Raw genomic sequence first — 26,506 nt, forward strand, 5'->3', positions numbered from 1 at the left:
ATATAGTGGCCTGATATGACAGGCGCATGTCATTATTGAAGTGCGGCAACAAATTTTAGGAGTATTGTTTTAATCATTGCGCGCAGCTGGCTAGGAAAGAAACTTTTTTTTTGCTATACTCCAAGGCTTCGCTTTTAATAGTGAGCAACCGGAGCCGGAGAGGTGGCAGAGTGGTTGAATGTACCTGACTCGAAATCAGGCGTAGGGTAAAACCTATCGGGGGTTCGAATCCCCCCCTCTCCGCCAAGAACATCGCAAACTACTACAAAGTTTGCATAAAAAGCCCCTAAGTAATCAATAACTTAGGGGCTTTTTTACGTCCATTGCGGCAAAGTATGCCCATTGACACCCATATTCTTTAGGGGCACTCTTGAGGGCATCATCATGCCCCCACCGAAAGGATGCCCCAAAATGCCAAAGATAGCCGCCCCGCTTACTGACATTCAGGTCAAAAATGCTAAGCCCAAAGAAAAAGCCTATAAGCTGGCAGACGGCGGCGGTATGTACTTGGAGGTAACGCCTACAGGCTCAAAGTTATGGCGAATGAAGTTTAGACAAGCCAATGGAAGCGAGAGCCGTTTAGCGTTTGGGACATATCCAGAGGTTTCACTAGCAGAAGCCAGAGAGAAGCGACTAGAAGCCCGTAAATTGATCGCGCAAGGTATTGACCCAGGACAAGCGAGACGTAAAGCCAAAGAAGAATCAGCCAGCGCCAGCGCCAACACCTTCGAGAAGATTGCACGTGAATGGCACGCAAACCGCCTAAGTGCTTGGAGCGCGACTACTGCCAAAGAAACTATTAATAGGTTGGAAAAAGATATTTTCCCAGAGATTGGCAAGTTGCCTATTGCCTCAATAACGCATCCCCAGATGATTGCGGCCTTGCGAAAGATAGAAGCGCGTGGCGCTGGAGAGATTGCCCACCGCCTTAAATCGACTTGCGCCCGTGTGTTCAGCTTTGCAAACCAACACGGCATAGAGAACAAGAACCCAGCCGCAGACCTTAAAGACGTACTTAAACCAGTTAAAAGCTCCCACTTTGCAGCACTTGCACCAGAGGAGTTACCCGCTTTTGTTGCAGCCATTAGAGAGAACAATGCAAGGTTATATCTGCCTACTCGGTTTGCCATTCGCTTGATGCTGTTGATTTTCGTCCGTAGCAGTGAGCTACGGACTACCCCGTGGAGCGAAATTAACTTAGAGACCGGAGAATGGATTATTCCTTGGCAGCGCATGAAGCGCGGGAAGCTAACCGTTAATCCTGACCAAACAGATCATCATGTGTGCTTATCCCGCCAAGGCCAAGAGCTATTGCGCGAGCTACATAAATACACTGGCGGCGGTAAATACCTATTCCCGAATCAGCGTGACCATGAAAAGCCAATGTCCGGCGATGCCATACGAATGGCATTAAATCGCATGGGCTATGAAGGCAAGATGACTACACACGGCTTCCGCGCACTGGCAATGACGACATTAAAAGAGAAGCTAGGCTATCGACACGAAACCGTAGATCGCCAGCTTGCACATGCCCAGAAAGACAAAATAGCCAGTGCTTACGATCGCGCTCAGTTCTTAGATGAACGTAAAAAGATGATGCAGCATTGGGCGGATTACTTAGACGGTATGATGAATAACTCCAATGTTGTGATATTTAAAATGGCTTAATTGAAAGCAATTTAAACGTGAACCAAAGCCGTTTGAAAAATTACTAGGATGGAAAGAGTAAATTCATGAAGAAGAATGACAAACCCATAACAGCCGCATCTATAGTTGCTACCCTAGACATTGATAGAAATTTCAACTTATTGCTTCAAGAAGTTATCAATGAAAGAGCTTACTTTAGGGAACTATCGCGTGAGAATGATGAAAATGGACTAAATCAGTACATTTTCATTGAGCACACGGATAGTAATGGACGTAAGTTCTTTGTTGACGAGATGATTGAATGCGAGAGCCAGAGAAATTTTAGAATAAACTTGGAAAGAAAAGAAACTCTTGTCACGATGCTGAAAGAGGAGAAAAAGAAACTTGAAGAATCAGGGTTGAAATTCAGAGTGGCAAATTCAGCAAAGGCAAGCAAAGCAAGGCCAAAAACAATCGATAACGTAACTATCACAGAATTAATTGAGCGTCTCGTAAGAGATCATAATGGTGAAAAACCAATGACCATCTGGACGCATTTTAAAGTGTCTCTAGAAGAATGGACTGACAACAAAGTGACTGATTCAGGCAAAGGCCAGAATAGTAGATATCACTTTCAAATAAATGACGATAAAGGGACTTACACTTTTGGGACATTTCGGAAAAAAATACGAACTATAAAAAAAACAAACGGCATTTAGCAGGGCTCGATGCCAACTGCCTTTTCTAATGGCATTACCGTGAAACTTTGGCGGTAATAACCAAGAAATGGCAACTATGAACAATAAATCAAACCTTGTAACAAACAAGTCTCTTCCAGTAGACGGCATGAGTCGTTGGAGTCAGATTGCTCCATTCTCGCCATTCTGCCGTGAGAAATTTCGTCAACTTGTCAAAGCTGGGCGTGCACCGCAGCCAGTAAAGTTTTCTGAGCGTTGCACAGCTTACCCAAACCGCGAATTACATAAATTTTTTGCTGACCCTTTAAACTATCAAGTAGAGGTTCGCAAATGATTGAATCAAAAAAACAATTTGCCTCCGTCAAGAGAGGCGACTCTTTTACAAAGCTGGTGGGCGGAGTGAAATCAAAAGGGCTGTTTCTTAGATGCGGGGATAAGCACATCAGCAAACTGAGGAAAGAACTAGAAGCCAATAATCTTGGACTAAAATCTGCTTCTGCTAACGACCAGACTACCACGTTATTGAAGGTGTTAAGGTATCTTGGTGAAAGGGGTATTAACACAAAGGAAGGAGAGGGATGCGGTTATTTTAGAATTGCGACCCGCATTCAGGAATTGGAGGCAATCGGCCATCAAATACTATCAAAGCGAGAGCCGATTGTTGGCACAGATGGCCTAATACATAAAGGTATTGCCCGCTATATATTACGTAAAGAGTCCAATATCAAAAGTCCTCAAGGTGAACTCGATTTTGAGGTGGCTAAATGAACGAAAATCACTGGATAGAAGAACTCGCATGTTTGCTTGCTCGATATTCATACAAAGGTATTGATGGTGATATTGGCTCGATCAGTTTAATTGAGTTGTGGGGTATTTACTGCTATTTGCGACGAATAGCAGAGGCATGAAATGGGGCGCGAAAAACTCTCTAGCAAACTCAAAATCAGCGGTGGATTTTTTCCTATTCCACATCAAGTTTCAAACTCGCTGAAATATCGTGGACTGTCCGCCAAGGCTGTAAAGTTACTTGTCGATATTGGCAGTCAGTTTAACGGCAGAAATAATGGCGACTTCACGGCCGCATGGAAAATTATGCAACCACGAGGCTGGAAGTCTGAAGAAACACTACATTCCGCAAAAAAGGAATTACTAACAGCCGGATTTATTGCGGAAACGAGAAAAGGACGAAGACCCAACCTTTGTAGTTTATATGGGATAACTTGGATAAAAATAAATCCGTCTCCTAAGTTTGACATAAAGCCTTATGCATTTCCGTATGGCGCTTGGGAGCACTCCGCGCCAGAAATACAAACGGAGAAAAGTAATGCGCTTACTACGACTACCGTATTCAAAATATCGGCATAGCTACGGTAGCCGAAGTAAATAATCCTCATTAGCTACGCTTGTCGTAGCTATAAAGTGAAAATTGGGCTATCCACTAATTCGACTGTCGTAGTGCTTTATAGAAGTTACCATTTATAAGTAGGATTTAAATTTAATCTGCCACAGCCAATTGGAATTAGCCTCTGACTCATTTCTACTTTATGATTAAATTGACAGCTAAATGTCAAAGTGAACGATGAAAAAAATCAAACAAATATCTTTATTGCTAGTAATGCTGACTTATTTAAGTTTAACGCAAGCCAAAGACAATCAACAAATATGCATTTATAAAAGCGCCGTGATTTCTATTGCAATTGCTGAACGAAATTCTGGAATGTCTCCACAAGAGGCTTTACCTCCCTTAAAAAGATTTGCGAAAGATGGACTGAGTTTAGATTGGATAAAGAAAGCAATTAATTTAGTCTATTTCAATTCTGCATTTACAAATGCAAATGGAGAAGTTGCCGGAAATCAAGTTTATAACCAGTGCATGAGGCCGGATTTTGAGTATAAGCCTTTAAAATAAGGTATCGCTAAATTAATAAATGGCTAATGAAAAAGTATTTAATTTTTCGGTTTAGTGCGCAGCCTATCGGTGGTTTTTGACTGCACAAAAATGTACTTCTCATAGAGTAAAAAATTATTTTTTCATATCTGTTTCTGAACGATTTACATTTAATTACCGCGCATGTTAGTACGCAGGTTTGCACGCATTGGGGGAGTATGTGAAAAAGTAGCAGGTAGCAGTAGCAGGGTTACGGATCATCGAAATTTTGTAGTTCTTGCCTGTCTGAAATCATATATTTACAAAACGCATTGTTACTAATTTAGTATCGGAAATTTAATGTTCGCTTTTTTAAAGAAAATATTTATTACCAATGTTTCCTCTGAATCAGTAAAAGAAACACAACTCTATTCAGACAATGAATGGGAGTTTCTTGTGCTCAATGAGTTTTACAGCGCAAAGTCCTACGAAAAAGTTTTAAAATCGTTGCCGTCAGAAATACGATTCGTCGCAGATCAGCTTATAGGTAACAAAGAGTTAGTTAAACCTCCAATTGAAGTTCAAATAGATATCTCATTTCGAGTTCCCGATTTAAAAAAAATACTAAAAAACAATGAGATTCCAATATCTGGGAATAAAGATATCTTAATTCAACGGCTCGTTTCGAATAATGCCGCATTGCAATGCTTGGGTTCATTGGACATATACCAATGTTCGGATAATGCAAAACATAGTATTGATCGCTGGAAAAATGAGCGTGCACTAATTGAGGAAAATTATTTCGAGAAAGTTCTCTCTTTAGTGAAAGTAAGAAAAATAGAGGAAGCCGTTGACTTAACAGCTGAGTTCAAAAAACGCTATCCAAAAATATCAGATTTAAAAGCAAGCGTTAGTCCGCTAGGGATTAATATTTCCAAGGAGAAACAATGTAATTTGATTACACTTATACTCTCTTCTAATCCTAAAATTTTAAGTGGTTACAGCGAAATTGATCTAGAGCAACTAAGAGTTTCCACAGTTATATGGCAACTTGGCTGGACTGGGCAATGGATTGACAAGGCGATGGAAGGTTTTAGTTCGATTTGTCGTTTTAGCTCCGAACGTTCAAGAATGCTTTTGTTTATTCATGCGAGACATACCGAAACAATATCCGTATTCAGTAACATTAAAGGAGGTATGCGGTTTAGGCTGTCTTCGAAGAACGGATGTGAAAACTGTGCCGCCTTGGACGGTAAATGTGTAGATTTAAGCGAAATGCCAGAAATCCCCAATCCTGACTGTTGTAGCGATGGTTGTGCAATTCTGCCGACACCACTTATCTATGATGGCGAAACCTAATAACTTTGCTCTGGATTGGTTTTGGTTTGCTTAGCTTGTGGTCACTTTGATGGTACTACAGTGTGTGCCGTATTAATTCACATAAGCCAGCTAGGCGTAATTCAGAGCCAAATAACGGCATTGGATATGAGCATCGTAAATACTGCCACTACATTCAGACTTCATGAGTAGGTCACGAGCAAAGTCATGAGGGTAGAAGCAAAAAGCATTATTTATTTTTCAACATGTTTTTAAAATAATAATAGAAGTGAAAAGTAAAACTATCGCATATATAAATTCGATAGTTAAATATCATAATCGTTGTACTTCATTAAAAATTAAGAGACAACCCTTTTATAAAATGCACTTGCGAACGATAAGCAAGAAAAAACACAAAGGGGCATTTTTAGGGGCATTTTAGGTTTTTAAAATTCGTAGATCGTTTATTGGCAATGTTCTCAAGAGATGATTCGACTTCCCCCCATCGCGGGTTTCTGCAGATTCAGAAAGATCGCTACGGCGGTCTTTTTTGTTTTGGTGGCGGTAGAATTTTGGCATCCGTCATTTTATTTTCAAAATAGCCTTTGTAAGTGTTGTTGCGCTCAGGTAACTATATCGCTTGGTGCTGTGCTGATCTTTATGACCCGAGGATTGCACCTATCTGTGGGCTTGTTCCGATTTCGAGAAAATCATGAATATGAAAAAATTAATAAGTATAAAGAAAATAAAAAATAGTCTTGTTTTGCTGGGTTGGCTGACTTCCTGTGCGTATGCTGCACAACCGGCAACGGTCAGGTTGGATTATCAGCATTCAGGTGACGCGAAAGCAGAGCATTACGCGATTGAGCGGGTGGTGATTGAGCCATTGCCTTGGCCGGGAAATTTATCACGCAATATGGATGACACCAATCGTGGGGTGAACCGATTCGAGGTGCTGGATGCGAAATCTGGTGAGCTGTTGTATTCGCGCGGTTTTTCAACAGTTTTCGGAGAGTGGAGCAGTACGGATGAAGCAACGAAGCTGAGTCGTAGTTTTCAGGAATCTTTGCGCTTTCCCAAACCAGACCGTCCTGTGCATATCAATGTTCAGAAACGGGATGAGCACAATCAGTTCAGAACGATCTGGAGTATCGATGTGGATACGGATGGACAGGATGTGATTCGCAAGCAGATGCCGTCAGGATTAAAGCCGGTCGCAATTCACGTCAGCGGACCATCTCCTGATAAAGTGGATTTGCTGATCGTTGGGGACGGGTATACCGCAAAAGAGATGCCAAAATTTATTGCAGATGCCAGACGTTTGTCAAAATACCTGTTTGCTGTGTCGCCGTTTCATGAAAGGCAAAAAGATTTCAACGTTTGGGCGATCGCCGCGCCGACGGCCGAATCTGGCGTATCGCGGCCATCGACCGGGCAATATCACGCCTCGGTATTAGGTACCCGTTATGATATCTTCGGCAGTGAGCGCTATGTGCTGGCGACCGATAACCGTGCATTGCGCGAGATTGCGCAAAACGCACCTTACGAATTTATTGAAATTCTGGTCAATAATCCGACTTATGGCGGTGGCGGTATCTTTGGACAATTCAGCACTGCAGCAGCGGGTAATGAATGGGCGGACTATCTGTTTGTACATGAATTCGGTCATCATTTTGCCGGTCTGGCAGATGAGTACTACACTTCACCTGTAGCATATCAGCCAAACGCGGCGAGGCCTGAACCATGGGAGCCGAATGCGACGGCATTGGCAGATCCGGCGAATGTAAAATGGAAGGGCAAAGTCAAATCCGGAACACCGATCCCGACACCATGGCCAAAGCAGGAGTACGAAGTCCGTTCACGTGAGTATCAGAAAATCAGGGCAAAGCTGCGGGCTGAAAACCGGCCTGAACCAGAGATGAGCGCTTTGTTCAAAGAAGACCTGAAATATACAAATGAACTGTTTTCAAAGGCACCACATCAGCATGAAATCGGTGCGTTTGAAGGTGCGAATTACGAAGCAACAGGTTACTACCGCCCGGCGCAACAATGCATCATGTTTGATCGCAGCGACAAATTCTGTGACGTTTGCAGTGATGCAATCAGTACCATCATTGATTTGTACAGCAGACCGGCTCATTCCGTGTCTGAAAAAACGCAATGAGGTGACCCTTGATGTACGGAGGCGGTACATGCATGATGACCCCAGCGGCAGGCTGGCGGCTTGGATGCGTTGTGCTGAAGCTGTCCGATGATATTTATTTGTACTTTTGACGGATTGTTATCTGAAATTTGAAAAAAATTTATAAAATATACTAGTTTCTTTGACTAAATTATTTTCATATTTTCCTGAAAACTGTGAAAATAGCGGTTTACACAGGTCGCCGGGTTAACTGATTGGGTGTAACCGGCGGTGGGGATTTAAAAACACAGATAAAAATCATGTCCATAAAAATCAGCCAATATTTTGATGCAGGTGCAATTGAAGTTATCAAGGCGGAACAGGCCGGAGAAATTGAACTGAATTTACGTAAAGATTCTCACGCAGATATCTGGCAGTGGTTTCATTTCCGGTTGCAGGGCGCGCGTGGTCAGCAGGCGGTTATGCGTATTTTGAATGCAGGCCAGTCAACGTATGCAAAAGGATGGGAAAATTACAAAGCGGTTGCCAGCTACGACCGGGAGAACTGGTTCCGGGTAGAGACAGAATTTGATGGCCAGGTCATGACTATCCGTCATACCCCGGAATGCGACAGCGTGTATTACGCTTATTTTGAGCCGTATAGCTGGGAACGTCATCTGGCATTACTTGGTAGCGTTGAACAGTCGCCGCTGGCGCGGGTGGAAGATCTGGGAAACACCATAGATGGACGTGATCTGAACCTGGTCGTGGTCGGTGACCCGGCGGCGGCGAAAAAGGTCTGGATTATCGCCCGTCAGCACCCTGGTGAAACCATGGCGGAATGGCTGGTAGAAGGCACGCTGAATGCCTTGCTCGATCCGGCAAATCCGATTGCGCGGAAAATACTGGATCAGGCTGTTTTGTATATTGTGCCGAATATGAATCCGGATGGTGCTGCGCGCGGTAATCTGCGCACCAATGCCGCTGGCGCTAATCTGAATCGCGAATGGATGACGCCGTCGCTGGAAACCAGTCCAGAAGTCTTCCATGTCCGGAATAAAATTCATGAAACCGGCTGTGATTTATTTCTCGATATTCATGGTGATGAGGCGCTTCCTTATGTGTTCGTTGCAGGTAGTGAGATGATTGATGGTTTCACGGAACAACAGGTCAGGGAGCAGCAGGTTTTTGTGGACAGCTTTTGTCTGGCCAGTCCGGATTTTCAGACCCAATACGGCTATGAAGCATCCAAATATAATGCGGATGTGCTGAAGCTGGCATCCAAATACATTGGGCATACGTTCAAATGTGTTTCGCTTACCCTGGAATTGCCGTTTAAAGACAACGACAATCTGCCGGATGTCCTAGTTGGCTGGGATGGTGCACGCAGCATGCGGCTGGGAGAGGCGATGTTGCAGCCTATCCTCGCTTCGCTCAATTACTGATCATCAGATAAGATTGGGAAAAAGGACACTGCGGTGTCCTTTTTTATTTGAATCAGGGTGTGACTGTGCGGAGAAACGCGATAAAACGGGCACAATACCATTTTTCAAATTCAGATTCGGTATTCTGGAATCATGCATAAGGACAGACAATGGGTGTAGAGATTGAGCGTAAATTTTTAGTACAGGGAGAACAGTGGAAACTCGGGGCAACCCGCTCTTTGCTATGCCAGGGCTATATCAGTGCAGAACCCGGCCGTATCGTACGTGTCAGAATTGACGGGGATGCAGCAATGCTGACCATCAAGGGAATGACAACGGGTATACGCCGCGCAGAATGGGAGTATCCGATTCCCGTTACCGATGCCCGTTCGTTGCTGGATGAATTATGTCAGAAACCACTGATCGAAAAATACCGCTACCGCTTGCCAATTGATGGTCTGATTTGGGAAATTGATGAATTTTTGGGGGATAACGCCGGACTGGTGGTGGCAGAGGTGGAGCTGGAAAGCGAATCACAATTATTCGACCGGCCGGTGTGGCTTGGCGCAGAGGTCAGTCATGATCATCGTTACGCGAATGCCAGTCTGTTAAAACACCCGTTTTCTCAGTGGTAAGGGATTTGCAGGAATAAGCGGGGCATGGCTGGTTTGAACCTGTTTCCCGCTGAACCTGTTCGGCGATTTCCAGTAAAGCTGAGCTCAATAGCTGCGTGAAATCGACTCGGCGATGCACACGGGTTTTTCGGAACCCTCTCTTTCAATCGTGACTTCCCAGATCATCTGGGCGCCATCCTTGATATCCTCAACCTGTAGCAGCTTGATATGTCCACGCACGCGGCTTCCGGCAGGAACCGGCGCCGGAAACCTGACTTTGTTCAAGCCATAGTTAACTCCCATTTTGACATAGGTCAGCCGTATTGCATTCCCCATCAGCATCGGTAGCAGGGATAAGGTGAGAAATCCGTGCGCAATCGTTCCTCCGAAAGGCGATTCTTTTTTCGCGCGTTCTATGTCGAGATGAATCCACTGATGATCGCCGGTCGCTTCCGCGAACTGATTGATGCGTTCCTGTTCGATGCTGATCCATGCCGATGTGGCGAGTTGCTGCCCGATCAGGCTTTTAAGTTCTTCCAGACTGTGAATTTCGCGCATTTTAATTCCTTTCAACAGACGTCGGGCGACGGCCAAACATACCCATACCTTTGATGGTACAGACTGTTTTGCCGTCCTGATTCACCGCTTTCCAGACCGTATGTACGACGCCGCGATCCGGTTTGGAGGTAGATGGAGTGCTGGCAACTGTTTCTGCTGTCACTGTCAGTGTGTCGCCCGGACGTACAGGCAGAATCCAGCGGACCTCATCCACGCCCGGTGAACCCATGCTGGAAGAATCGGCAATAAATCCATCGACCACCATGCGCATGATCATGCTGCAGGTATGCCAGCCGCTGGCAATTACTCCGCCAAAAATAGAATTTTTGGCCGCTTCTTTATCGACATGAAACGATTGTGGGTCGAACTTTTCAGCAAATTCAATAATTTCATCCTCGCTGACGATACGCTGCCCCAATTGGATAATATTTCCGGGGACGAAATCTTCGAAATACCAGTTTAAAGCTTTATCTGCCATAGTAACTTCCTTCTTTATCAGGCAATGTTATCGGATGGCATGAATTGTGATGAGCATCCGTCAAACATTGGTAAGGCGAATGAATGGAATGCGGTTGATGTGCCAAAAAAAATCCCGAACAGCGCCGGGATTTTTTTATACGTCAGGCCGCGTTCTTAAAGCCCGGTTGTGCCACAAAACGTGCCAGATGATGATCTGTATCACCCAGTGACAATTCAATCATGGTCAGACGCTTGAACATGTGGGCGACAGGCAGTTCATTGGTGACGCCCATGCCGCCATGTAGTTGTACGGCTTGCTGACCGATATAACGTGCCGCCTGGCCGACGCGGGCTTTTGCCGCAGACAAGGTGCGGCGACGCTCTTCCGTGCTGTCGGATGAGACTTTTACCGCTGCCAGTGTCGCCATGGAGCGGGCTTGTTCCATTTCCATGAACATATCCGCCATCCGATGTTGTAGCACTTGGAATTTGCCAATTGGAACACCGAATTGCTGGCGTGTTTTCAGGTATTCCAGCGTGGCAGCGATGGTAGTTTCCATGATGCCGATCCCTTCCGAGCACAGCAGCGAAACGCCGTAATCTGAGACGGCATCGAGCAGTTCCCAGCCGCCGTCTTCACGCCCAAGCATTGCCATGGCAGGGATATTCACCTGCTCAAAGACGATATCTGCTGCACGTTGTCCATCAATCGTACGGTAATCATGGCGTGTGATGCCAGCTGCATCCGCATCTACCAGGAACAGCAATATGCCGGATTTATCCCGTTGCTGGCCGCTGCAGCGTGCTGAAACGATCAGCTTGTCAGCCTGCGCACCATGCAACACAATGGTTTTTTTACCGTTCAAACGGTAACCATCCGTAGTTTTTTCTGCTGTCATGCAGATATCCGACAGGTCGTGGCGTGATTGCTGCTCGTGCAGCGCGGTCGCCAGACGGATCTCGCCGGTGGCGATTTGTTCCAGTACATCGAAATGGGCTTTGGCACGCTTTAAAAACTCAGCGGCACACACCGTTGAAAAGTAAGGCTCGATGACCAGGCCGCGCCCCAGTTCCTGCATGACTACCATCAGATCAATCGCAGAGCCATTAAAGCCACCCTGATCTTCAGGCACCGGCAGCGCCAGCGCTCCCAGTTCTGCCAGCGCAGCCCAGGCTTCTGCGGATACACCGGCAGGGGATTCGATGATTTTTTTACGGTGTTCAAAGCCGTAATCTTTTTCTGTCCAGCGACGGATTGCTTCGGCAAACTGGGTTTGTTCCTGAGTTAATGTGAAATCCATGCTGGTCTCCTCAAAGTCCTAAAATCATTTGGGTAATGATATTTTTCTGTATCTCGTTAGAGCCGCCATAAATGGAGGTTTTACGGAAATTAAAATAGTAAGACGCCAGAGCCGCCGCATCGTCATCGCTCATGATGCTGTGCTCTGTTTCCCCTTCGAGGAAGGCAGGATCGAAGGGTTGGGCGTACGGGCCGACTGCTTCCACCATCAGTTCGGTCAGACGTTGCTGGATTTCTGTACCTTTGATTTTCAGCAGGGATGCTTCCGGACCTGGACGGCCGCTGTCCTGGGAGATCACTCGCAAGACGGTGATTTCAAGCGCCATGATTTCAATTTCCAGTGTCGCGACTTTGCTGGCGTAGATCGGATCATGAATCAGCGGCTGTCCGTTTTTCTGATGATTGGCAGCGACCCGTTTCAGGAATTGCAGTTCGCGCTTGGCGCGGCCTACGGCGGCAATATTGGTCCGCTCGTGCCCTAACAGATATTTGGCGTAAGTCCAGCCTTTGTTTTCTTCGCCGATCAGGTTTTGTACCGGAACTTTCACATTATCAAAAAAGACTTCATTCACTTCGTGGTCTTCGTCGAGCATGATGATAGGCCGGACTGTGATGCCCGGGGTTTTCATATCGATCAGCAGGAACGAGATGCCTTCCTGTTTGCGCGCATTCGGATCTGTTCGTACGAGGCAGAAAATCATGTCGGCATGTTGTGCCAGCGTTGTCCATGTTTTTTGCCCATTCACGATGTAATGATCGCCATCGCGTTCTGCGCGGGTTTTGAGCGAGGCAAGATCCGATCCGGAGCCAGGTTCGGAATAGCCCTGGCACCACCAGTCGTCGCAATTCAGAATGCGGGGCAGGTAATAATCTTTCTGCGCCTGATTACCAAAAGCCATGATGACCGGCGCCACCATGTTGACCCCGAAGGGCAGGATAGCAGGGGTACCGATGCGGGCGCATTCTTCTTCAAAAATATGGCGCTGGGCCGGTGTCCACCCAGTACCGCCGTACTGGGGTGGCCAGCCGGTGCCCACCCAGCCTTGTTTGGCCAGAATTTTATGCCAGCGCACATAATCCTCTTTCGACATGCGCTTATGGTTCAGTACTTTGTGTTGCAGATCGGATGGCAGATTCGCTTCCAGGTAGCTGCGCACCTGATCACGAAATGCCAGATCTTCTGCCGAGTAATTCAAATCCATATTGTCTCCTGTTGTAGATGCCTGCATCACGACCGAACCCGCTGCACCGAGTGAGCAGTGATTCGCTTCCGGAACAGTCTGATCATGGTGCTTTCAATAAAAAAAGCACGATCGTTCAAAAGTATTGTACAACGGATTTGAAAAATGGTGACTGACAAAAACAGAACGCTGAAAAATGTTGTTTTGTCGCCGGCGCCAGAGGTATTGGCGCCGTCTGGCAGACTGTCAGTGAAAATGCGCAGTACCTGGAGCAGGAGTATTTTCAGGCATTTCGGGGTGCACCAGTTCGCCTTCCTGATCGGCAAATAAAGGGATACCGCAATCGTCGCAAAATTCCATCGCAAAGATTTCTTCTGCTTGTTTGATGCTGGTGATGCCGGATTCGGTCAGAATTTCAGGAATATCGCCAGTCAGATTGCCGTGTTCATCTGTGCTGACTGCATTTGCCTGGTCTTCTGCCTGATACAGTGGCCAGACTACGCCATAGATGACTTCCGGGGCATCTTTCAGACAGAAGCTGAGGCGGAATTCATCGACTTGCCCGGGCGTTTCCTGTGCGCCGAAGGAGGCAATGATGACGCTGAACTGATCGGGCTCCTTACTCAGTGTCTGTGCCAGATAAAAGACTGCTGAACGGACAGAGACCGGGCGTATCCGGATATCCGCTTCACGACAGGCGGTATAAAAAGCTTCCGGCAGCAACAGCTCTGTACCACATCCGGGAAGCAGCTGTTTAAAGTTCGTGGCGGCGTGGGATTCCCAGACGAGCAGAGCGTCACTTTTTGCCTGAGCGCAGTCATAAGGCGCCTCGATGGTTTGCCACAGAAACAGCGGCTCATGTACCGGAGCAACGACAACCCCGAGCACATAGCGGATATCAGCCAGAAACGGCACAGTTTGCGCGCGGTCGGTGTCAATAGCGCAAGGCAACCCTTTCAGCAGGCTCAGTGCATGTTTCTCCATCACGGCATACGTTTCGCAATGGTTACGGGGTAACTGATCGATCGAATACAGATGTGGCAATAAGCGCAGGCTTGCATGAGGTGTCAGGAAATCGGTTTTGAGCTGCATACTCAGAATGTCGGTCAGTTCTGCAGGGATTATGCCGGAAGCAATTTCAAATCGCGTCCAGGCAAGCACTGGTGCAGCAATTAGCAAAGCCTGATACTTTTTTCCCTGAATATCCACTTCTGCGCTGGTGCTGCAGGTTTCGAGTGTTTCAACAAACACTTCATAAGCATTGGGATGGGTGGTGAACAGATGCTCTGCTGCGGCATCGAGCAGATCCTGATGGTGCAGACGCAGATTCTTTGCCACACTGGCATCCAGTTTTTCCTGCCATGCCAGGTCTTCCAGCCGGCTGGAAGACTGTGCCACTGCGAGAGCAAGGTTTGACAAGCGCTGGCTTTCAGCGGCGAGTTTGAGGCGAGGGCGTTTTACAGGTCGGCGCATACAGTTAATCCGGTCAGCAGGCGGAATGTAGTCAGATTCCGCACATGAAAGAAATCATTGCAATCATTTTCTGGCATATTGTGTTTTACCAAACAGAATATCTTTTGCCAGAGTGTTGTCCAATGGTTTGCGCAGATCTGCCAGCACGGAGAGCCCTTGTCGTACTGCCGGGCGGGCGCTGATCACATCAAACCAGCGTTTCGCGTGTGGGAAATCAGCCCAGTCTATGCCCTGATTGGCAAATGATCTGGCCCATGGGAATACAGCAATGTCGGCAATCGTGTAGGTGTCGCCAGCCAGGTAGTCTGATTGGGACAGCCGGTGATCGATCACGGCGTATAAGCGCTTTGCCTCGTTAGTGTAACGCTCAATCGCATAAGGGATGGGTTCCGGCGCATAAATCCGGAAATGATGCGCCTGGCCGAGCATCGGGCCAAAACCTCCCATCTGAAACATCAGCCATTGCAGGGTTTCGTACTTTTCCCTGACTGTATTGCCGAGGAATTGCCCCGTTTTTCCAGCCAGATAGAGCAGGATGGCTCCGGATTCAAACAGTGAAATCGGTTTACCGTCAGGGCCATCGGCATCAACGATGGCGGGGATTTTATTATTCGGGGAAATGCTGAGAAACTCAGGTGTAAACTGGTCCCCGGCACCGATATCCACCGGAATCGCACGGTATGCCAGGCCGCATTCTTCCAGCATGATGTGGATTTTGTGACCATTCGGCGTGGGCCAGGAATAAACGTCTATCATCGTGAGCTCCCATAGTGAAATATCGGTACAAAGGATTGAGTATGGATTTGATGCGTTCCCCGATGCTTATTATGCAGAGGTTTGTCAGTTCGCGCACAGAATCCTCATGCCGGGCAGTGTTATTGGTATCAGCTGCCTGTTTAATTTGTTTATTCAGCCGTTTTTTCTGTTGAAAGATCGAAATGCGGCTGGATAATCGCTGTCACCCAGTTCATCCAGCTTTGTGTTCTTTTCGGCAGGTGGCGGCTGATCCGGATGTACATTTGAATCAGTTGATTGCCAGCCAGATCCCGTTGGGTGGTGAGGGTTTGTCGAATGGTAGCGACATGTATCAGGCAAACAGACATCGGCCTGTATGCAGACTGACTCCGATTTTTTGTCTGCCCGGATTGTTATGCCATAAGCAGTGAATAATGGCATCATGTTGTATCGTTGTGATTGGCGGTATGGTGAGAATTCATGAAAGACAGGTCGGTTGTGCCTTATGTGGCGTTGCATTTTGCAGTATTTTTGTTTGGCAGTGCGGGTGTGTTAAGTAAGATGCTGGTGGTTTCGTCGTTATTGCTGGTGTTCGGGCGAACCTTGTTTGCCACTCTCAGCCTGATTCCTTTATTGCTGGTTCAGCGCGAATTTTCTTTTCGTGCGGTGCCGAAAACGGTCATTCTGTGCGGTGTACTGCTGGCAGTGCACTGGCTGAGTTTTTTTGCCGCAATGAAGGCGGCTCCTGTCGCGTATGGGTTGATGGGTTTTGCCAGTTTCCCGTTGTTCGTGACCTGGCTGGAGCCCTGGCTGTTTAAGGAACAAAGGGATAACAGGGACTGGTATGCGGCATTGGCAGTAGTCATTGGGATGATTATCATGGTCAGTGATACCGGTGGCGGGGCAGGCGCGACACCAACATCTCCCTTAGCCGGACTCATGCTTGGTGTTTTTTCAGGATTGAGTTTTGCCTTGCTGGTATTGGCAAACCGCTGGCAGGGTGGTCGCATTGCGCCATTCCGGCTGGCATTTTTGCAAAACAGTGTCGCCACGCTCACCTTGCTGCCTTTGGTGCTGGCTGATGGCGGTTTAAGTCAGATTTCTGCATGTGACTGGTGGGGACTGGTGCTGATGGGTGTTGTGTTTACGGCGATTTCGCACGGCCTGTTCATGTATAGTCTACGCCATGTTTCTACCCGTTTTGCCAGTCTGATGACTTCGTTGGAACCGGTGTACGGTATTGGTGTCGCCTATCTTGTGTTACATGAAATGCCGGGTCTGCGGGCACTGATTGGCTGCGCGATTGTAATTTCAGCGACGGTGGCTGTGTCATATTGGCACGGGAAGGCGCATTAAGATTCTCCGGAGGATTGCTGATCAACAAAAAAGGCGAAGATATTCTTCGCCTTTTTTGTTGGGATTGAGTAGGAGTGAGTTGCTCAGGATGTAAATCAGGAGCGGGTGATCGGCAGCCCCAGATATTCCTTCAGATCTATGTGCTTTGCCAGTTCAAGCTTGGCAATCGCATTGCGGTGGACTTCGTCCGGACCATCTGCCAGACGCAGGGTGCGGTTGCCCGCCCATTGTGCTGCCAGCGGGAAGTCGCCTGATACCCCGCCAGCGCCATGCGCCTGAATCGCCCAATCCAACACTTGCTGTGTGACATTCGGTGCCAGGACTTTGATCATTGCGATCTCAGCCTGGGCATGCTTGTTGCCGACGGTATCCATCATATAAGCAGCTTTCAGCGTCAGCAGGCGGGCTGTGTCGATCTGAATGCGGGATTCCGCAATGCGCTCACGCCAGATGCTCTGTTCAGAGATCTTTTTGCCAAATGCGACGCGGCTGTTCAGTCGTTTGCACATTAACTCCAGTGCGCGTTCAGCCACACCGATGGCCCGCATGCAATGGTGAATGCGTCCGGGACCAAGACGACCTTGCGCAATTTCAAAGCCACGGCCTTCACCCAGCAGGATGTTGGACGCCGGCACGCGCACATTCTCAAACAGGATTTCGCAGTGGCCATGTGGCGCATCATCATAGCCAAAGACCGGCAGAGGGCGTTTGACGGTAATGCCAGGCGTTTTTGCATCGACCAGAATCATCGATTGCTGTGCGTGGCGGGCCGCATTGAAATCGGTCTTGCCCATCAGGATGTAGACCGCGCAACGCGGATCACCGGCACCGGATATCCACCATTTATGGCCGTTGATCACATAGTGGTCACCATCGCGCTCGATGCGGGTTTCTACATTGGTCGCATCCGACGAGGCAACGCCAGGTTCGGTCATCGCAAAAGCAGAGCGGATTTCACCGCGCAACAGTGGTTCCAGCCATTGTTTTTTGTGCTCTTCGGTGCCGTAGCGTTCAATGGTTTCCATGTTCCCGGTATCCGGCGCAGAGCAGTTAAATACTTCCGGTGCCCAGCTCACGCGACCCATAATTTCGCATAACGGTGCGTAATCGAGATTCGACAAACCTTCCGGTGCGCGGGCAGATTTCGGTAAAAACAGATTCCACAAACCCTGTTCGCGGGCTTTCGGTTTCAGTTCTTCAATAATACGGCTAGCGATCCAGCGGTTTCCCTGCTCCTGGCCGTTACGGTCGATCTCTTCCTTGTACGCTTTTTCATTTGGATAGATATGTTCATCCATGAAACGCAACAGTTTCCCCTGCAATTCCTTACAGCGATCCGAGTATTCAAATTCCATGTTGTCTCCCGCGGTGTTGTTTTAAAAGTTAACTGCTGCGAACCAAATAAAATCTGATGCTGTGGGGTGTTTAGCCTGCCATTTTTTCTACATAACTCCAGCCGAGTTCTGCCATAGGACGGGCTGCTTCTCCGGATTTTTTAGCCTGGGCGCTGGATGCCGTACCATCTACATAACGTTTCATGATGCCTTGTAAAATTCCTGCCATGCGAAACAGGTTATAAGCGAGGTAAAAATTAAAGTCTTCCTGACGAATGGTTTTGCCTGTGCGCTCACAATATCTGGCGATGTATTCCTGCTCGCTGGGAATGCCCAGCCCCTTGTGATCAAGACCGGCAATGCCGCGGAATTGTCCCGGGGTAACGTGCCAACTCATGCAATGGTAGGAAAAATCCGCCAGCGGGTGCCCCAGCGTCGATAATTCCCAGTCAAGGATCGCCAGAATCCGTGGTTCTGTCGGGTGAAACATCATGTTGTCGAGCCGGTAATCGCCATGCACGATGCTGGTGTCGTCGCCTTCAGGAATATTACTGGGCAACCAGTCGATCAGCTTATCCATCGCTTCGATTTTTTCAGTTTCGGAAGCGCGGTATTGCTTGGTCCAGCGGTCAATCTGGCGGGCAAAATAATTGCCGGGTTTGCCATAATCTGCCAGTCCGATAGCTGCGTAGTCGATAGTATGCAACTGGGCGATCACGCGGTTCATTTCATCATAAATTTCTCCGCGTTGTTGCGGCGTCATGCCTGGCAGGGATTGATCCCACAATACGCGACCGTCGACGAATTCCATGATATAAAACGCGCGGCCTATCACGGATTCGTCATCGCATAAGGCGTATTGTTTGGCGGCTGGAAAACCGGCTTTGTTCAGGGCATTCATCACCTTGAATTCACGTTCGATCGCATGGGCAGAGGGAAGTAATTTAGCAACCGGACCAGGTTTTGCACGCATCACGTAACGCTGATTGCCCGCGGTCAGTTTGAAGGTCGGATTGGACTGACCGCCTTTGAACTGTTCCACCGTCAGTTGATCGGCCAGGGAAACATCGAATCCTTCGACGTGCTGTCGCATGTAGTCGGCCAGCGCACCGATATCAAATTTCTGACGTTCAGTAACTGGCATGGTGCCCATAAACTCTTCGAACATGAATGTCTCCCGGCGATTTAAATAGTGTGTTTTATCCGTGCCCGGATCTTGTCCGGACGTGCCGGATTATTTTAACTGAAATAATCGAACGTTCGTACTATTTATTTTTCTTTTCAAAAGTATAGAGACTTATCGCGATTGCTGTATGAAATCACACCTGAAATGTATTCATGCATTTTTTCTTGTTTCACCGTCCTGATGGCTAATTCAGTTCGGAAAACAAAAAAGGCTTTCAGAATCCTCTGAAAGCCAGGTCGGAAGTACACGTTTGGCGAAATCTACAATGGAAGCCTGATATCGGTGAACAGATTCAGAACGCCATCCAGCCCCACGACATTCAGCGCCACGTCTGCTTGCGCACGCACTACAGGCTTGGCGCGGAATGCAACGGATAAACCGGCAACACCCATCATCTTCAAATCATTGGCGCCATCACCCATGACGATCGCTTGTTGTGTGCTGATGCCGAGTTCAGCGCAGACGCGTTCCACCGTATGACGCTTTTCATCGGCATCGACAATCGTACCGATGATCTCGCCTGTCAGTTTACCGTCGATGATTTCGAGCTGATTGGAATGCGTGACATCCAGATTCAGACGGGTTTTCATACGATCCGTAAAAAAAGTGAAACCTCCTGATACCAGCAATGTTTTCAAGCCGGATGCCTGAATGACACTGAGCATGTGATCTGCACCAAGGGAGAGCTCCAGTCTCTCATCATAGACTTTTTGCAGTGCGGAGGCGTCCAGTCCTTTCAACAAAGAGACGCGCCGTTTCAGACTGTCCCGGAATTCCAGTTCACCGCGCATCGCAGCTTCGGTGATTTCAGCTACCTGAGGTTTCAGACCCTGCATGTCGGCAATTTCGTCGATGCATTCAATCGTGATCAGGGTCGAATCCATATCCATCGCCACCAGCTTGAAATCGCTCAGGCGAATGTTTTGTTCCAGTGCCGTCAGGTCGATATGGGCCGCATCGCATTGCTGGCGTATTTCAGTCAGCAGGCTGTCATTGGCTTGCGCATTCTCGATGCGGACTGCGCGCGGATTGAGAATGACGATGTTGCTTGTCTGCGTTTTCTGAGCGATATGCTGAATCAGTGTCTGATTCTCAGTCGTGATGGCGTGCAGACCTTGCAGCGTTAATTGTCGTGTTTTCATGGGCAGCATTAATGGAGAGCTTTGATTGTCTGTTTGATCTGTGTTACGCGGCTGGCAAGATCAGGCATGTTGGCGGTGATGCGCAATTTGTCCTGTCCATTCAAGCGGATGTGCTTGTTCTTTTGCACCAGTTCGATGATGCGCATGCCGTCGATCGGCGGCTGCGGCTCAAATTGCAGAGTGGCGGCTTCGCTGTGTGCATCAATCTTGATGATGCCCAGCGGCTTGGCAGCAACGCGTAAACGATGGGTTTCCAGCAGGGATTTAACCGGCTCCGGCAATTTGCCGAAACGGTCGATTAATTCTTCTTGCAGGTCATCAATGGCAGCATGTTTGCTGCAATTAGCCAGGCGCTTGTAGATAGACAAGCGCTCATGTACATCACCGCAAAATTCATTCGGCAACAGTGCCGGAATATGCAGATTAATCTCGGTGGTGCTTTGCAAAGGCGCTGCCAGATCGGGTTCTTTGCCGTTTTTCAGCGAACGTACGGCTTCATTGAGCATGTCGGAATACATCTGGAAGCCGATTTCATGCATTTCGCCAGACTGGTTATCGCCCAGCACTTCACCTGCGCCACGAATTTCGAGATCATGCATGGCAAGATAGAAGCCGCTGCCGAGCTCTTCCATTTGCTGAATCGCCTCCAACCTGCGATTGGCCTGCTTGGTCAGCCCCTGTACATCATGCACCAGCAAATACGCATAGGCTTGATGGTGCGAACGGCCGACGCGTCCGCGCAACTGATGTAACTGAGCAAGGCCAAATTTGTCCGCGCGATGCATGAGGATGGTATTTGCACTTGGTACGTCGATACCGGTTTCGATAATGGTGGTGCACAGCAGAATGTTAAATCGCTGCGCCACAAAATCACGCATCACTTTTTCCAGATCGCGCTCATGCATCTGGCCGTGCGCGATGACGACGCGCGCTTCCGGCAACAGGGTTTCCAGCATGGCCTTACGGTTTTGGATGGTTTCTACTTCATTATGCAGGAAATACACCTGTCCGCCGCGCTTGAGTTCGCGCAGACAGGCTTCGCGGATCACAGAATCATCTTCGCCGCGCACAAAGGTTTTGATCGCCAGCCGTTTTTGTGGTGCAGTGGCGATAATCGAAAAGTCGCGCAAACCTTCCAGTGCCATCCCCAGCGTACGCGGGATAGGTGTGGCTGTCAGCGTGAGCACGTCAACCTCAGCGCGCAAGGCTTTTAACGCTTCTTTCTGACGCACGCCAAAGCGGTGCTCTTCGTCGATGATGACCAATCCCAGTCGTGAAAATCTGACATCATCTGACAGCAGTTTATGCGTGCCGATCACGATATCGACGGTACCATCGCCCATGCCTTTCATTGCCTGACTGACTTCTTTGCCGGTACGGAAGCGGGATAACTCAGCAATTTTGACTGGCCAGTTAGCAAAACGGTCGGCGAAAGTCTGCGCATGTTGTTCCGCCAGCAGGGTGGTTGGTGCCAGAATCGCCACCTGTTTACCGCCCATCACGGCAACGAAGGCAGCGCGTAGTGCGACTTCCGTTTTACCGAAGCCCACATCACCGCAGATCAGCCTGTCCATCGGTTTACCTGAGGTCATGTCAGAGATCACTGCATTAATCGCAGCCGCCTGATCCGGCGTTTCTTCAAAGCCGAAACTCTCGGCGAAGCTTTCGTAATCTCTGGCTGAGAATTCAAATGCATGTCCCTGACGGGTGGCTCTGCGTGCATACAGATTGAGTAATTCTGCTGCGGTGTCACGTATCTGCTGGGCTGCTTTGCGTTTGGCTTTTTCCCACTGCCCCGAACCCAGACTATGCAGCGGTGCATCTTCCGGTGAGGCACCGGAATAGCGCGAAATCACATGTAATTGCGCGACCGGCACGTACAGCTTGGTTTCCTTGGCATATTCCAGATGCAGGAATTCAGTTTCACCTTCACCCAGATCCATGCTGATTAAGCCCATGTAGCGTCCGATGCCGTGGTTACTATGCACCACAGGGTCGCCGATTTTGAGTTCGGACAGATCGCGCACCATATGCTCGACCTGGGTCACTGCTTCCTGTTTTTTTCTGCCTATGCGTTTCCCACTACCGGCGTACAGTTCGGCCTCAGTAATAAAAGCGATGCCTTCGGCCAGCACGAAGCCGGCATGCAGCGGGGCGATACCCAGCATCAGGCGGGCGCTGCCGGTGACAAAATCGGTATAGCCATCGCACAAAGTTAGTGCGATATCAAATTCATTGAAATATTGTTGCAGAGTCTCACGCCGACCTGCACTTTCGGCGCAGATCATGACCCGTTTGTCAGTCTGGAGTAAAAATGTACGCAAATTCGTCAAAGGATCATCAGCGCGACGATTGACAGCGATATCCGGTAAGAAGCTGCTGACCTCTGAGGTGGACGCGGTCTTGTCAATGGCGGACAATACCCAGCGAGCCTGCGGTTTGAGGATGGTAAAAAAATCTTCGTCGCGCAGAAAGACGCTTTCCGGCGGCAAGACTGGGCGCTCGCGGTCCGCTTTCAGGAACTGATAGCGTGAACGGGTATCGGTCCAGAAGCGTTTGATCGCTTCGTCGACATCTCCCAATAAAGCGAAATGCGGATTCGCTGGCAGATAGTCAAACAGCGTGGCCGTTTCTTCAAAAAACAGTGGCAGATAGTATTCGATACCGGCTGATGCGATGCCATTGCCGATGTCTTTGTAGATGGATGATCGTGACGGATCGCCTTCAAACTGTTCACGCCAGCGGCTGCGGAATGCGGCGCGCGCCGGTTCATCCATCGGGAATTCACGTCCTGGCAGCAAGCGGACTTCTGGTACCGGGAAGATGGAACGCTGGGTATCCGCATCGAAAGTTTTGATGCTTTCTATGCTGTCGCCGAACAAATCCAGCCGGTAAGGCAGCGCGGAACCCATAGGAAATAAGTCGATCAACCCACCGCGTACCGAATATTCGCCAGGTGACATCACCTGATTCACATGGTTGTAGCCAGCCAGCGTCAATTGCGTCTTGAGTTTGGCCTCATCCAGTGTGTCGCCTTTTTTAAAGAAAAAGGTATAGGCGGCAAGGAAAGATGGTGGCGCCATGCGTAACAGCGCGGTGCTGGCAGGTGCTAACAGGACATCGCAGCGGCCATTCTGGATTTCATGCAAGGTTGCCAGACGTTCAGAGACCAAATCCTGATGCGGCGAAAATGCGTCATACGGCAGGGTTTCCCAGTCGGGCAGCAAATGACAGCGCAATTCCGGGTTAAACCACGGAATTTCATCCAGCAAGCGCTGTGCGTCACCCGCATTGGCAACAAATACGGTCAACATTCTTTGCTGAGATTTCAAGGCACTGGCGGCCTGTGCCAGCGCATATGCGTCGGAAGAACCGTGCAGGGCAGGGAGTGCCAGCCTGTGGCCGGGTTTTGCTAGGAATTTGCTGAAATCAAATGACATGCGGGCTGAACTGGTGGAGTCCGTAAAACCTGTTTGCTGAACAGAATACGCGGTTAAAATGAGCGCCTAATTATAAACGAAGGGAACGTTGCCATTAAGGCGCGTGATTTCCCGATTTTTGACATGATGTCTGAACAATTGAAACAATCCGTGAATGTATCAGAGACGTGTTATGTGGGACTGATTCCCGCTGCCGGTGTGGGCGCACGAATGGGGGCGGATATTCCCAAGCAGTATTTACGATTGGGAACGGACAGCATTCTGCAACATACTGTGAATACCTTCCGCGATTCGCCGGCGATCAGCCATACTTACGTGCTCGTCAGTCCAGAGGATACGATGATCAATGGGATGTTGCAGCCAGCCGCCAATGTGACAGTGCTGCGCTGCGGAGGCGCAACACGGCGTGATACGGTTCGTCAGGGATTGGCGCATCTGAAGGCGACGCTGAAAGAAGATGACTGGGTGCTGGTGCACGATGCGGCAAGACCCGGTCTCACCAAAGAATTGCTGCAAAAAATGATTGACCAGATTGCCGCGCATCCGGTTGGCGGTTTGCTGGCGATGCCGGTGGTGGATACAGTCAAGCGTTTGATGGATGGCAGAGTTCAGACTGTTTCGCGGGATGGCTTATGGCTGGCGCAAACGCCGCAAATGTTTCGCTATCGTCTGCTATGCGATGCGCTCGATCTGGCGGCGCAGGTGACCGATGAATCCAGTGCCATCGAGTCGGCGGGGTATATTCCTTTGCTGATCGAGGGAAGTCCCCGGAATCTGAAGGTGACTTTACCGTCGGATCTGGCGCTGGTTGCAGGATACATGGGGATTTTTGCAGCGGAAAACTGATCCGTTGACCGGATGGACAATCCGGGCATTCAAGCCGGCACGGTAAAAACCGGATAAGCCGAAATGCCGGGCCTCACAAAAAAGACAAAAGAGAATGTTTGATGAAAAATAAAGTATTTCCTTTCAGAATAGGGCAAGGTTATGACTGTCATGCCCTGGTGCCGGGGCGGAAGCTGATTATCGGTGGGGTGACAATTCCGCATGAGACCGGACTGGCCGGCCATTCGGACGCAGATGTTTTGCTGCATGCTATGACGGATGCCTTGTTCGGTGCAGCAGGGCTGGGAGATATCGGTAAACATTTTCCTGATACGGATCCGCGCTTTAAGGGGGTTGACTCGCGGGTATTGCTGAGGGAGGCAGTTCAGCGTTTGCATGCGGCAGGCTATGTGGTCGGAAATCTGGACGCCACCATTATTGCGCAGGCACCCAAAATGGCGCCGCATATACCGGATATGGTGCGTCATGTGGCGGAGGATTTACGGGTAGACGTTTCGCAAGTGAATATCAAAGCAAAAACCAATGAAAAACTGGGGTATCTGGGGCGTGAAGAAGGGATTGCCGCCGAGGCCGTGGTGCTGGTATTTCCAGCGTGAGCAACTAGACTGATTGGTGTCACCCAAACGGGAGTGAGTATGAAACACGAAGAGCTGAAACAATTACTGCTGAAGTTGCATACCGAACTGGCATCGGCCAATGCTATGGACGATGAATTGAAATCACTGTTAACTGAATTGAACCATGATATTCATCATGTACTCAGTTCCGATCAGTCATTGAATGATCCCGTGTATTCGGCGCTGAGTGAACGGTCGCTGGCATTGTCTGCCAAATTTGCGGCACAGCATCCTAAACTCGAACCGGCATTGCGTGAAATTGGATCCATGTTGGAAAAAATCGGCGTGTAAGTTATTTTCCTTTCTAAAAAAAGCTGGCCAGTGTAACTGCCCGGCTTTTTTTGTTTCATTTCGTAAGCGATTTCGTAAGTGTTTTATGGAGGGGATTTTGACTGGCACGTATTACTTGCGTCGCCGTTTCCGGCTTTTACCCACCATACCTGGAGCCATAATCTGGGTATTCTGTTCCAGAACTGGGTGGTGCTCAGCGTTTTCTGGTCGCTGATGCTGATTGTGTCGAGACGAATTACGCTCAGCATGGTTTTGTTCGGTATTGTGTACTTAGGATTTATCATTGCCAATGCACTGAAGCTGAAATACCGCTCAGAACCTTTGCTGCCGTGGGATATTGCGATGTTGGGACGGATGATGTCGCTGACTAATACATATCTGTTTTCAGTACGTTTCATGCTTTTGCTGCCAGTAGTGCTGGCATTGCTGATTCTCATGCTGACACCCGGGAACAAGCAACCATTCATCTATACATGCTGGTGGATGCAAAGCTGATTTCGAGCGATAACTATGATCTGGTAACACCGCAGGAGCAGAAGAAACTACATACAGTGCAGGCCCTGATGATCAGTAATCAGAAGAATATTCATTGGGTTGAGCCGCATTTCCAGATCAATGACATGGCTCCCCAGATCATGAAATCGGCGGGAATCCCGGCATCACCCTATTGGCAGCAGATCGACCGGGTGTCTCATCTGATGCCTGCCCAGATTTTCGAGTATTCGGAAGACCGGAATGGCAAAGTTCAGTACATGCACGGGTTGGAAAGCGCACCGTATGATCAGCGCATGAATTTGCTGACCTTTGACGCTCTGTTTGGTGACCAGCATATCGCCAGCGCACTGAACCGGCGGCCTTTATGGCATACGGCGATGGCAGGGCAGGTGTCTCGGTAATATGAGGCGGGGCAGCGCCTGATC

Annotated in this window: 26 protein-coding genes and 1 tRNA gene; 17 read left to right on the plus strand and 10 right to left on the minus strand. The window is 48.7% G+C overall.

The features are described 5' to 3' along the window. The first annotated feature begins 156 nt into the window (after window positions 1-156). The 11 genes from HV832_RS10650 to HV832_RS10700 all read left to right on the plus strand — a co-directional run bounded on the left by HV832_RS10650 (window position 157) and on the right by HV832_RS10700 (window position 9,689). A tRNA-Ser gene (locus HV832_RS10650) sits at window positions 157-246 on the plus strand. A 165-nt stretch (window positions 247-411) separates the two neighbouring features. Then, the gene (locus HV832_RS10655; protein WP_176803810.1) at window positions 412-1,668 is read left to right on the plus strand and encodes a tyrosine-type recombinase/integrase; all 1,257 of its coding nucleotides are present in this window, start codon (window positions 412-414) and stop codon (window positions 1,666-1,668) included. 65 nt (window positions 1,669-1,733) lie between these two features. Next, entirely contained in the window at window positions 1,734-2,345 is a 612-nt protein-coding gene (locus tag HV832_RS10660) for a hypothetical protein (protein ID WP_176803811.1), read from the plus strand. Between the two features lie 76 nt (window positions 2,346-2,421). Further along, window positions 2,422-2,658 carry a helix-turn-helix transcriptional regulator gene (locus tag HV832_RS10665; RefSeq protein WP_176803812.1) on the plus strand — a complete coding sequence of 79 codons (237 nt, stop codon included), beginning with the start codon at window positions 2,422-2,424 and terminating at the stop codon, window positions 2,656-2,658. After that, on the plus strand, window positions 2,655-3,092 hold the full coding sequence (locus tag HV832_RS10670; protein WP_176803813.1) for a helix-turn-helix domain-containing protein: 438 nt from the start codon (window positions 2,655-2,657) through the stop codon (window positions 3,090-3,092). Before HV832_RS10665 ends, HV832_RS10670 begins: the two co-directional genes overlap by 4 nt. A 141-nt stretch (window positions 3,093-3,233) precedes the next feature. Further along, window positions 3,234-3,689 (plus strand): hypothetical protein, encoded by a 456-nt coding sequence (locus tag HV832_RS10675; protein WP_176803814.1) that lies wholly within the window; start codon window positions 3,234-3,236, stop codon window positions 3,687-3,689. Between the two features lie 214 nt (window positions 3,690-3,903). Further along, on the plus strand, window positions 3,904-4,233 hold the full coding sequence (locus tag HV832_RS10680; RefSeq protein WP_176803815.1) for a hypothetical protein: 330 nt from the start codon (window positions 3,904-3,906) through the stop codon (window positions 4,231-4,233). A gap of 318 nt (window positions 4,234-4,551) precedes the next feature. Then, window positions 4,552-5,550 (plus strand): SAP domain-containing protein, encoded by a 999-nt coding sequence (locus HV832_RS10685; protein ID WP_176803816.1) that lies wholly within the window; start codon window positions 4,552-4,554, stop codon window positions 5,548-5,550. A gap of 676 nt (window positions 5,551-6,226) precedes the next feature. Then, window positions 6,227-7,672 carry an IgA Peptidase M64 gene (locus HV832_RS10690; RefSeq protein WP_176803817.1) on the plus strand — a complete coding sequence of 482 codons (1,446 nt, stop codon included), beginning with the start codon at window positions 6,227-6,229 and terminating at the stop codon, window positions 7,670-7,672. 278 nt (window positions 7,673-7,950) lie between these two features. After that, a complete protein-coding gene (locus tag HV832_RS10695) occupies window positions 7,951-9,075 on the plus strand; it encodes a M14 family metallopeptidase (protein ID WP_176803818.1) in 1,125 nt (374 codons plus the stop codon). A gap of 149 nt (window positions 9,076-9,224) precedes the next feature. Continuing rightward, window positions 9,225-9,689, plus strand: a complete 465-nt coding sequence (locus tag HV832_RS10700) for a CYTH domain-containing protein (protein ID WP_176803819.1) — start codon at window positions 9,225-9,227, stop codon at window positions 9,687-9,689. 84 nt (window positions 9,690-9,773) lie between these two features. On the opposite strand, the gene HV832_RS10705 is transcribed toward HV832_RS10700, so the two are convergent. The 6 genes from HV832_RS10705 to HV832_RS10730 form a co-directional block, all read right to left on the minus strand. After that, complete coding sequence (locus HV832_RS10705) at window positions 9,774-10,226, minus strand: MaoC family dehydratase (protein ID WP_176803820.1); 453 nt, start codon at window positions 10,224-10,226, stop codon at window positions 9,774-9,776. Between the two features lies 1 nt (window position 10,227). Then, a complete protein-coding gene (locus HV832_RS10710) occupies window positions 10,228-10,704 on the minus strand; it encodes a MaoC family dehydratase (RefSeq protein ID WP_176803821.1) in 477 nt (158 codons plus the stop codon). A 142-nt stretch (window positions 10,705-10,846) separates the two neighbouring features. Further along, entirely contained in the window at window positions 10,847-11,986 is a 1,140-nt protein-coding gene (locus HV832_RS10715; RefSeq protein WP_176803822.1) for an acyl-CoA dehydrogenase family protein, read from the minus strand. Between the two features lie 10 nt (window positions 11,987-11,996). Further along, a complete protein-coding gene (locus tag HV832_RS10720; protein WP_176803823.1) occupies window positions 11,997-13,187 on the minus strand; it encodes an acyl-CoA dehydrogenase family protein in 1,191 nt (396 codons plus the stop codon). A 225-nt stretch (window positions 13,188-13,412) separates the two neighbouring features. Continuing rightward, complete coding sequence (locus HV832_RS10725) at window positions 13,413-14,639, minus strand: DUF2863 family protein (RefSeq protein WP_176803824.1); 1,227 nt, start codon at window positions 14,637-14,639, stop codon at window positions 13,413-13,415. A gap of 63 nt (window positions 14,640-14,702) precedes the next feature. Next, the gene (locus HV832_RS10730) at window positions 14,703-15,395 is read right to left on the minus strand and encodes a glutathione binding-like protein (RefSeq protein ID WP_176803825.1); all 693 of its coding nucleotides are present in this window, start codon (window positions 15,393-15,395) and stop codon (window positions 14,703-14,705) included. Between the two features lie 459 nt (window positions 15,396-15,854). Between HV832_RS10730 and HV832_RS10735 the strand changes: the two genes are divergently transcribed. Next, window positions 15,855-16,730 carry a DMT family transporter gene (locus HV832_RS10735; RefSeq protein WP_176803826.1) on the plus strand — a complete coding sequence of 292 codons (876 nt, stop codon included), beginning with the start codon at window positions 15,855-15,857 and terminating at the stop codon, window positions 16,728-16,730. Between the two features lie 95 nt (window positions 16,731-16,825). Here the strand turns inward: HV832_RS10735 and HV832_RS10740 are convergent, their stop codons facing one another. The 4 genes from HV832_RS10740 to mfd all read right to left on the minus strand — a co-directional run bounded on the left by HV832_RS10740 (window position 16,826) and on the right by mfd (window position 23,832). Continuing rightward, window positions 16,826-18,085, minus strand: coding sequence for an acyl-CoA dehydrogenase family protein (locus HV832_RS10740; protein WP_176803827.1), 1,260 nt, complete (start codon window positions 18,083-18,085; stop codon window positions 16,826-16,828). A gap of 70 nt (window positions 18,086-18,155) precedes the next feature. After that, a complete protein-coding gene (locus tag HV832_RS10745; protein WP_176803828.1) occupies window positions 18,156-19,232 on the minus strand; it encodes a phosphotransferase family protein in 1,077 nt (358 codons plus the stop codon). A 278-nt stretch (window positions 19,233-19,510) separates the two neighbouring features. Continuing rightward, a complete protein-coding gene (serB, locus tag HV832_RS10750) occupies window positions 19,511-20,392 on the minus strand; it encodes a phosphoserine phosphatase SerB (RefSeq protein WP_176803829.1) in 882 nt (293 codons plus the stop codon). A gap of 8 nt (window positions 20,393-20,400) precedes the next feature. Further along, on the minus strand, window positions 20,401-23,832 hold the full coding sequence (gene mfd, locus HV832_RS10755; RefSeq protein WP_176803830.1) for a transcription-repair coupling factor: 3,432 nt from the start codon (window positions 23,830-23,832) through the stop codon (window positions 20,401-20,403). A gap of 123 nt (window positions 23,833-23,955) precedes the next feature. Here mfd and ispD point away from each other — a divergent pair, with 123 nt between their 5' ends. From ispD to HV832_RS10780, 5 genes are all read left to right on the plus strand, one after another. Next, window positions 23,956-24,678 (plus strand): 2-C-methyl-D-erythritol 4-phosphate cytidylyltransferase, encoded by a 723-nt coding sequence (ispD, locus tag HV832_RS10760; protein ID WP_176803831.1) that lies wholly within the window; start codon window positions 23,956-23,958, stop codon window positions 24,676-24,678. Between the two features lie 101 nt (window positions 24,679-24,779). Continuing rightward, window positions 24,780-25,274 (plus strand): 2-C-methyl-D-erythritol 2,4-cyclodiphosphate synthase, encoded by a 495-nt coding sequence (gene ispF, locus HV832_RS10765; RefSeq protein ID WP_176803832.1) that lies wholly within the window; start codon window positions 24,780-24,782, stop codon window positions 25,272-25,274. A gap of 39 nt (window positions 25,275-25,313) precedes the next feature. Further along, window positions 25,314-25,586 carry a DUF4404 family protein gene (locus tag HV832_RS10770; protein ID WP_176803833.1) on the plus strand — a complete coding sequence of 91 codons (273 nt, stop codon included), beginning with the start codon at window positions 25,314-25,316 and terminating at the stop codon, window positions 25,584-25,586. A gap of 78 nt (window positions 25,587-25,664) precedes the next feature. Then, the gene (locus tag HV832_RS10775; RefSeq protein WP_176803834.1) at window positions 25,665-26,081 is read left to right on the plus strand and encodes a hypothetical protein; all 417 of its coding nucleotides are present in this window, start codon (window positions 25,665-25,667) and stop codon (window positions 26,079-26,081) included. Next, window positions 26,060-26,482 (plus strand): hypothetical protein, encoded by a 423-nt coding sequence (locus HV832_RS10780; RefSeq protein ID WP_176803835.1) that lies wholly within the window; start codon window positions 26,060-26,062, stop codon window positions 26,480-26,482. The genes HV832_RS10775 and HV832_RS10780 overlap by 22 nt, the downstream gene beginning before the upstream one ends. The last annotated feature ends 24 nt before the right edge of the window (window positions 26,483-26,506 follow it).

The organism is Cognatundibacterium oligocarboniphilum, assembly GCF_013377855.1.
Classification (GTDB): Bacteria; Pseudomonadota; Gammaproteobacteria; order Burkholderiales; family Burkholderiaceae_D; genus Undibacterium; species Undibacterium oligocarboniphilum.

Excerpts from the sequence above, each read along its gene's own strand:
- serB (WP_176803829.1), bottom strand. The coding sequence starts at position 20,392 with ATGAAAACACGACAATTAACGCTGCAAGGTCTGCACGCCATCACGACT.
- HV832_RS10720 (WP_176803823.1), bottom strand. The coding sequence starts at position 13,187 with ATGGATTTGAATTACTCGGCAGAAGATCTGGCATTTCGTGATCAGGTG.
- HV832_RS10725 (WP_176803824.1), bottom strand. The coding sequence starts at position 14,639 with ATGCGCCGACCTGTAAAACGCCCTCGCCTCAAACTCGCCGCTGAAAGC.
- ispD (WP_176803831.1), top strand. The coding sequence starts at position 23,956 with ATGATGTCTGAACAATTGAAACAATCCGTGAATGTATCAGAGACGTGT.
- HV832_RS10740 (WP_176803827.1), bottom strand. The coding sequence starts at position 18,085 with ATGGAATTTGAATACTCGGATCGCTGTAAGGAATTGCAGGGGAAACTG.
- HV832_RS10670 (WP_176803813.1), top strand. The coding sequence starts at position 2,655 with ATGATTGAATCAAAAAAACAATTTGCCTCCGTCAAGAGAGGCGACTCT.
- HV832_RS10780 (WP_176803835.1), top strand. The coding sequence starts at position 26,060 with ATGCTGGTGGATGCAAAGCTGATTTCGAGCGATAACTATGATCTGGTA.
- HV832_RS10655 (WP_176803810.1), top strand. The coding sequence starts at position 412 with ATGCCAAAGATAGCCGCCCCGCTTACTGACATTCAGGTCAAAAATGCT.
- HV832_RS10665 (WP_176803812.1), top strand. The coding sequence starts at position 2,422 with ATGAACAATAAATCAAACCTTGTAACAAACAAGTCTCTTCCAGTAGAC.
- HV832_RS10685 (WP_176803816.1), top strand. The coding sequence starts at position 4,552 with ATGTTCGCTTTTTTAAAGAAAATATTTATTACCAATGTTTCCTCTGAA.
- HV832_RS10680 (WP_176803815.1), top strand. The coding sequence starts at position 3,904 with ATGAAAAAAATCAAACAAATATCTTTATTGCTAGTAATGCTGACTTAT.
- HV832_RS10770 (WP_176803833.1), top strand. The coding sequence starts at position 25,314 with ATGAAACACGAAGAGCTGAAACAATTACTGCTGAAGTTGCATACCGAA.
- HV832_RS10705 (WP_176803820.1), bottom strand. The coding sequence starts at position 10,226 with ATGCGCGAAATTCACAGTCTGGAAGAACTTAAAAGCCTGATCGGGCAG.
- HV832_RS10695 (WP_176803818.1), top strand. The coding sequence starts at position 7,951 with ATGTCCATAAAAATCAGCCAATATTTTGATGCAGGTGCAATTGAAGTT.
- HV832_RS10675 (WP_176803814.1), top strand. The coding sequence starts at position 3,234 with ATGGGGCGCGAAAAACTCTCTAGCAAACTCAAAATCAGCGGTGGATTT.
- HV832_RS10745 (WP_176803828.1), bottom strand. The coding sequence starts at position 19,232 with ATGTTCGAAGAGTTTATGGGCACCATGCCAGTTACTGAACGTCAGAAA.
- HV832_RS10710 (WP_176803821.1), bottom strand. The coding sequence starts at position 10,704 with ATGGCAGATAAAGCTTTAAACTGGTATTTCGAAGATTTCGTCCCCGGA.
- HV832_RS10660 (WP_176803811.1), top strand. The coding sequence starts at position 1,734 with ATGAAGAAGAATGACAAACCCATAACAGCCGCATCTATAGTTGCTACC.
- HV832_RS10715 (WP_176803822.1), bottom strand. The coding sequence starts at position 11,986 with ATGGATTTCACATTAACTCAGGAACAAACCCAGTTTGCCGAAGCAATC.
- mfd (WP_176803830.1), bottom strand. The coding sequence starts at position 23,832 with ATGTCATTTGATTTCAGCAAATTCCTAGCAAAACCCGGCCACAGGCTG.
- HV832_RS10700 (WP_176803819.1), top strand. The coding sequence starts at position 9,225 with ATGGGTGTAGAGATTGAGCGTAAATTTTTAGTACAGGGAGAACAGTGG.
- HV832_RS10690 (WP_176803817.1), top strand. The coding sequence starts at position 6,227 with ATGAAAAAATTAATAAGTATAAAGAAAATAAAAAATAGTCTTGTTTTG.
- HV832_RS10735 (WP_176803826.1), top strand. The coding sequence starts at position 15,855 with ATGAAAGACAGGTCGGTTGTGCCTTATGTGGCGTTGCATTTTGCAGTA.
- ispF (WP_176803832.1), top strand. The coding sequence starts at position 24,780 with ATGAAAAATAAAGTATTTCCTTTCAGAATAGGGCAAGGTTATGACTGT.
- HV832_RS10730 (WP_176803825.1), bottom strand. The coding sequence starts at position 15,395 with ATGATAGACGTTTATTCCTGGCCCACGCCGAATGGTCACAAAATCCAC.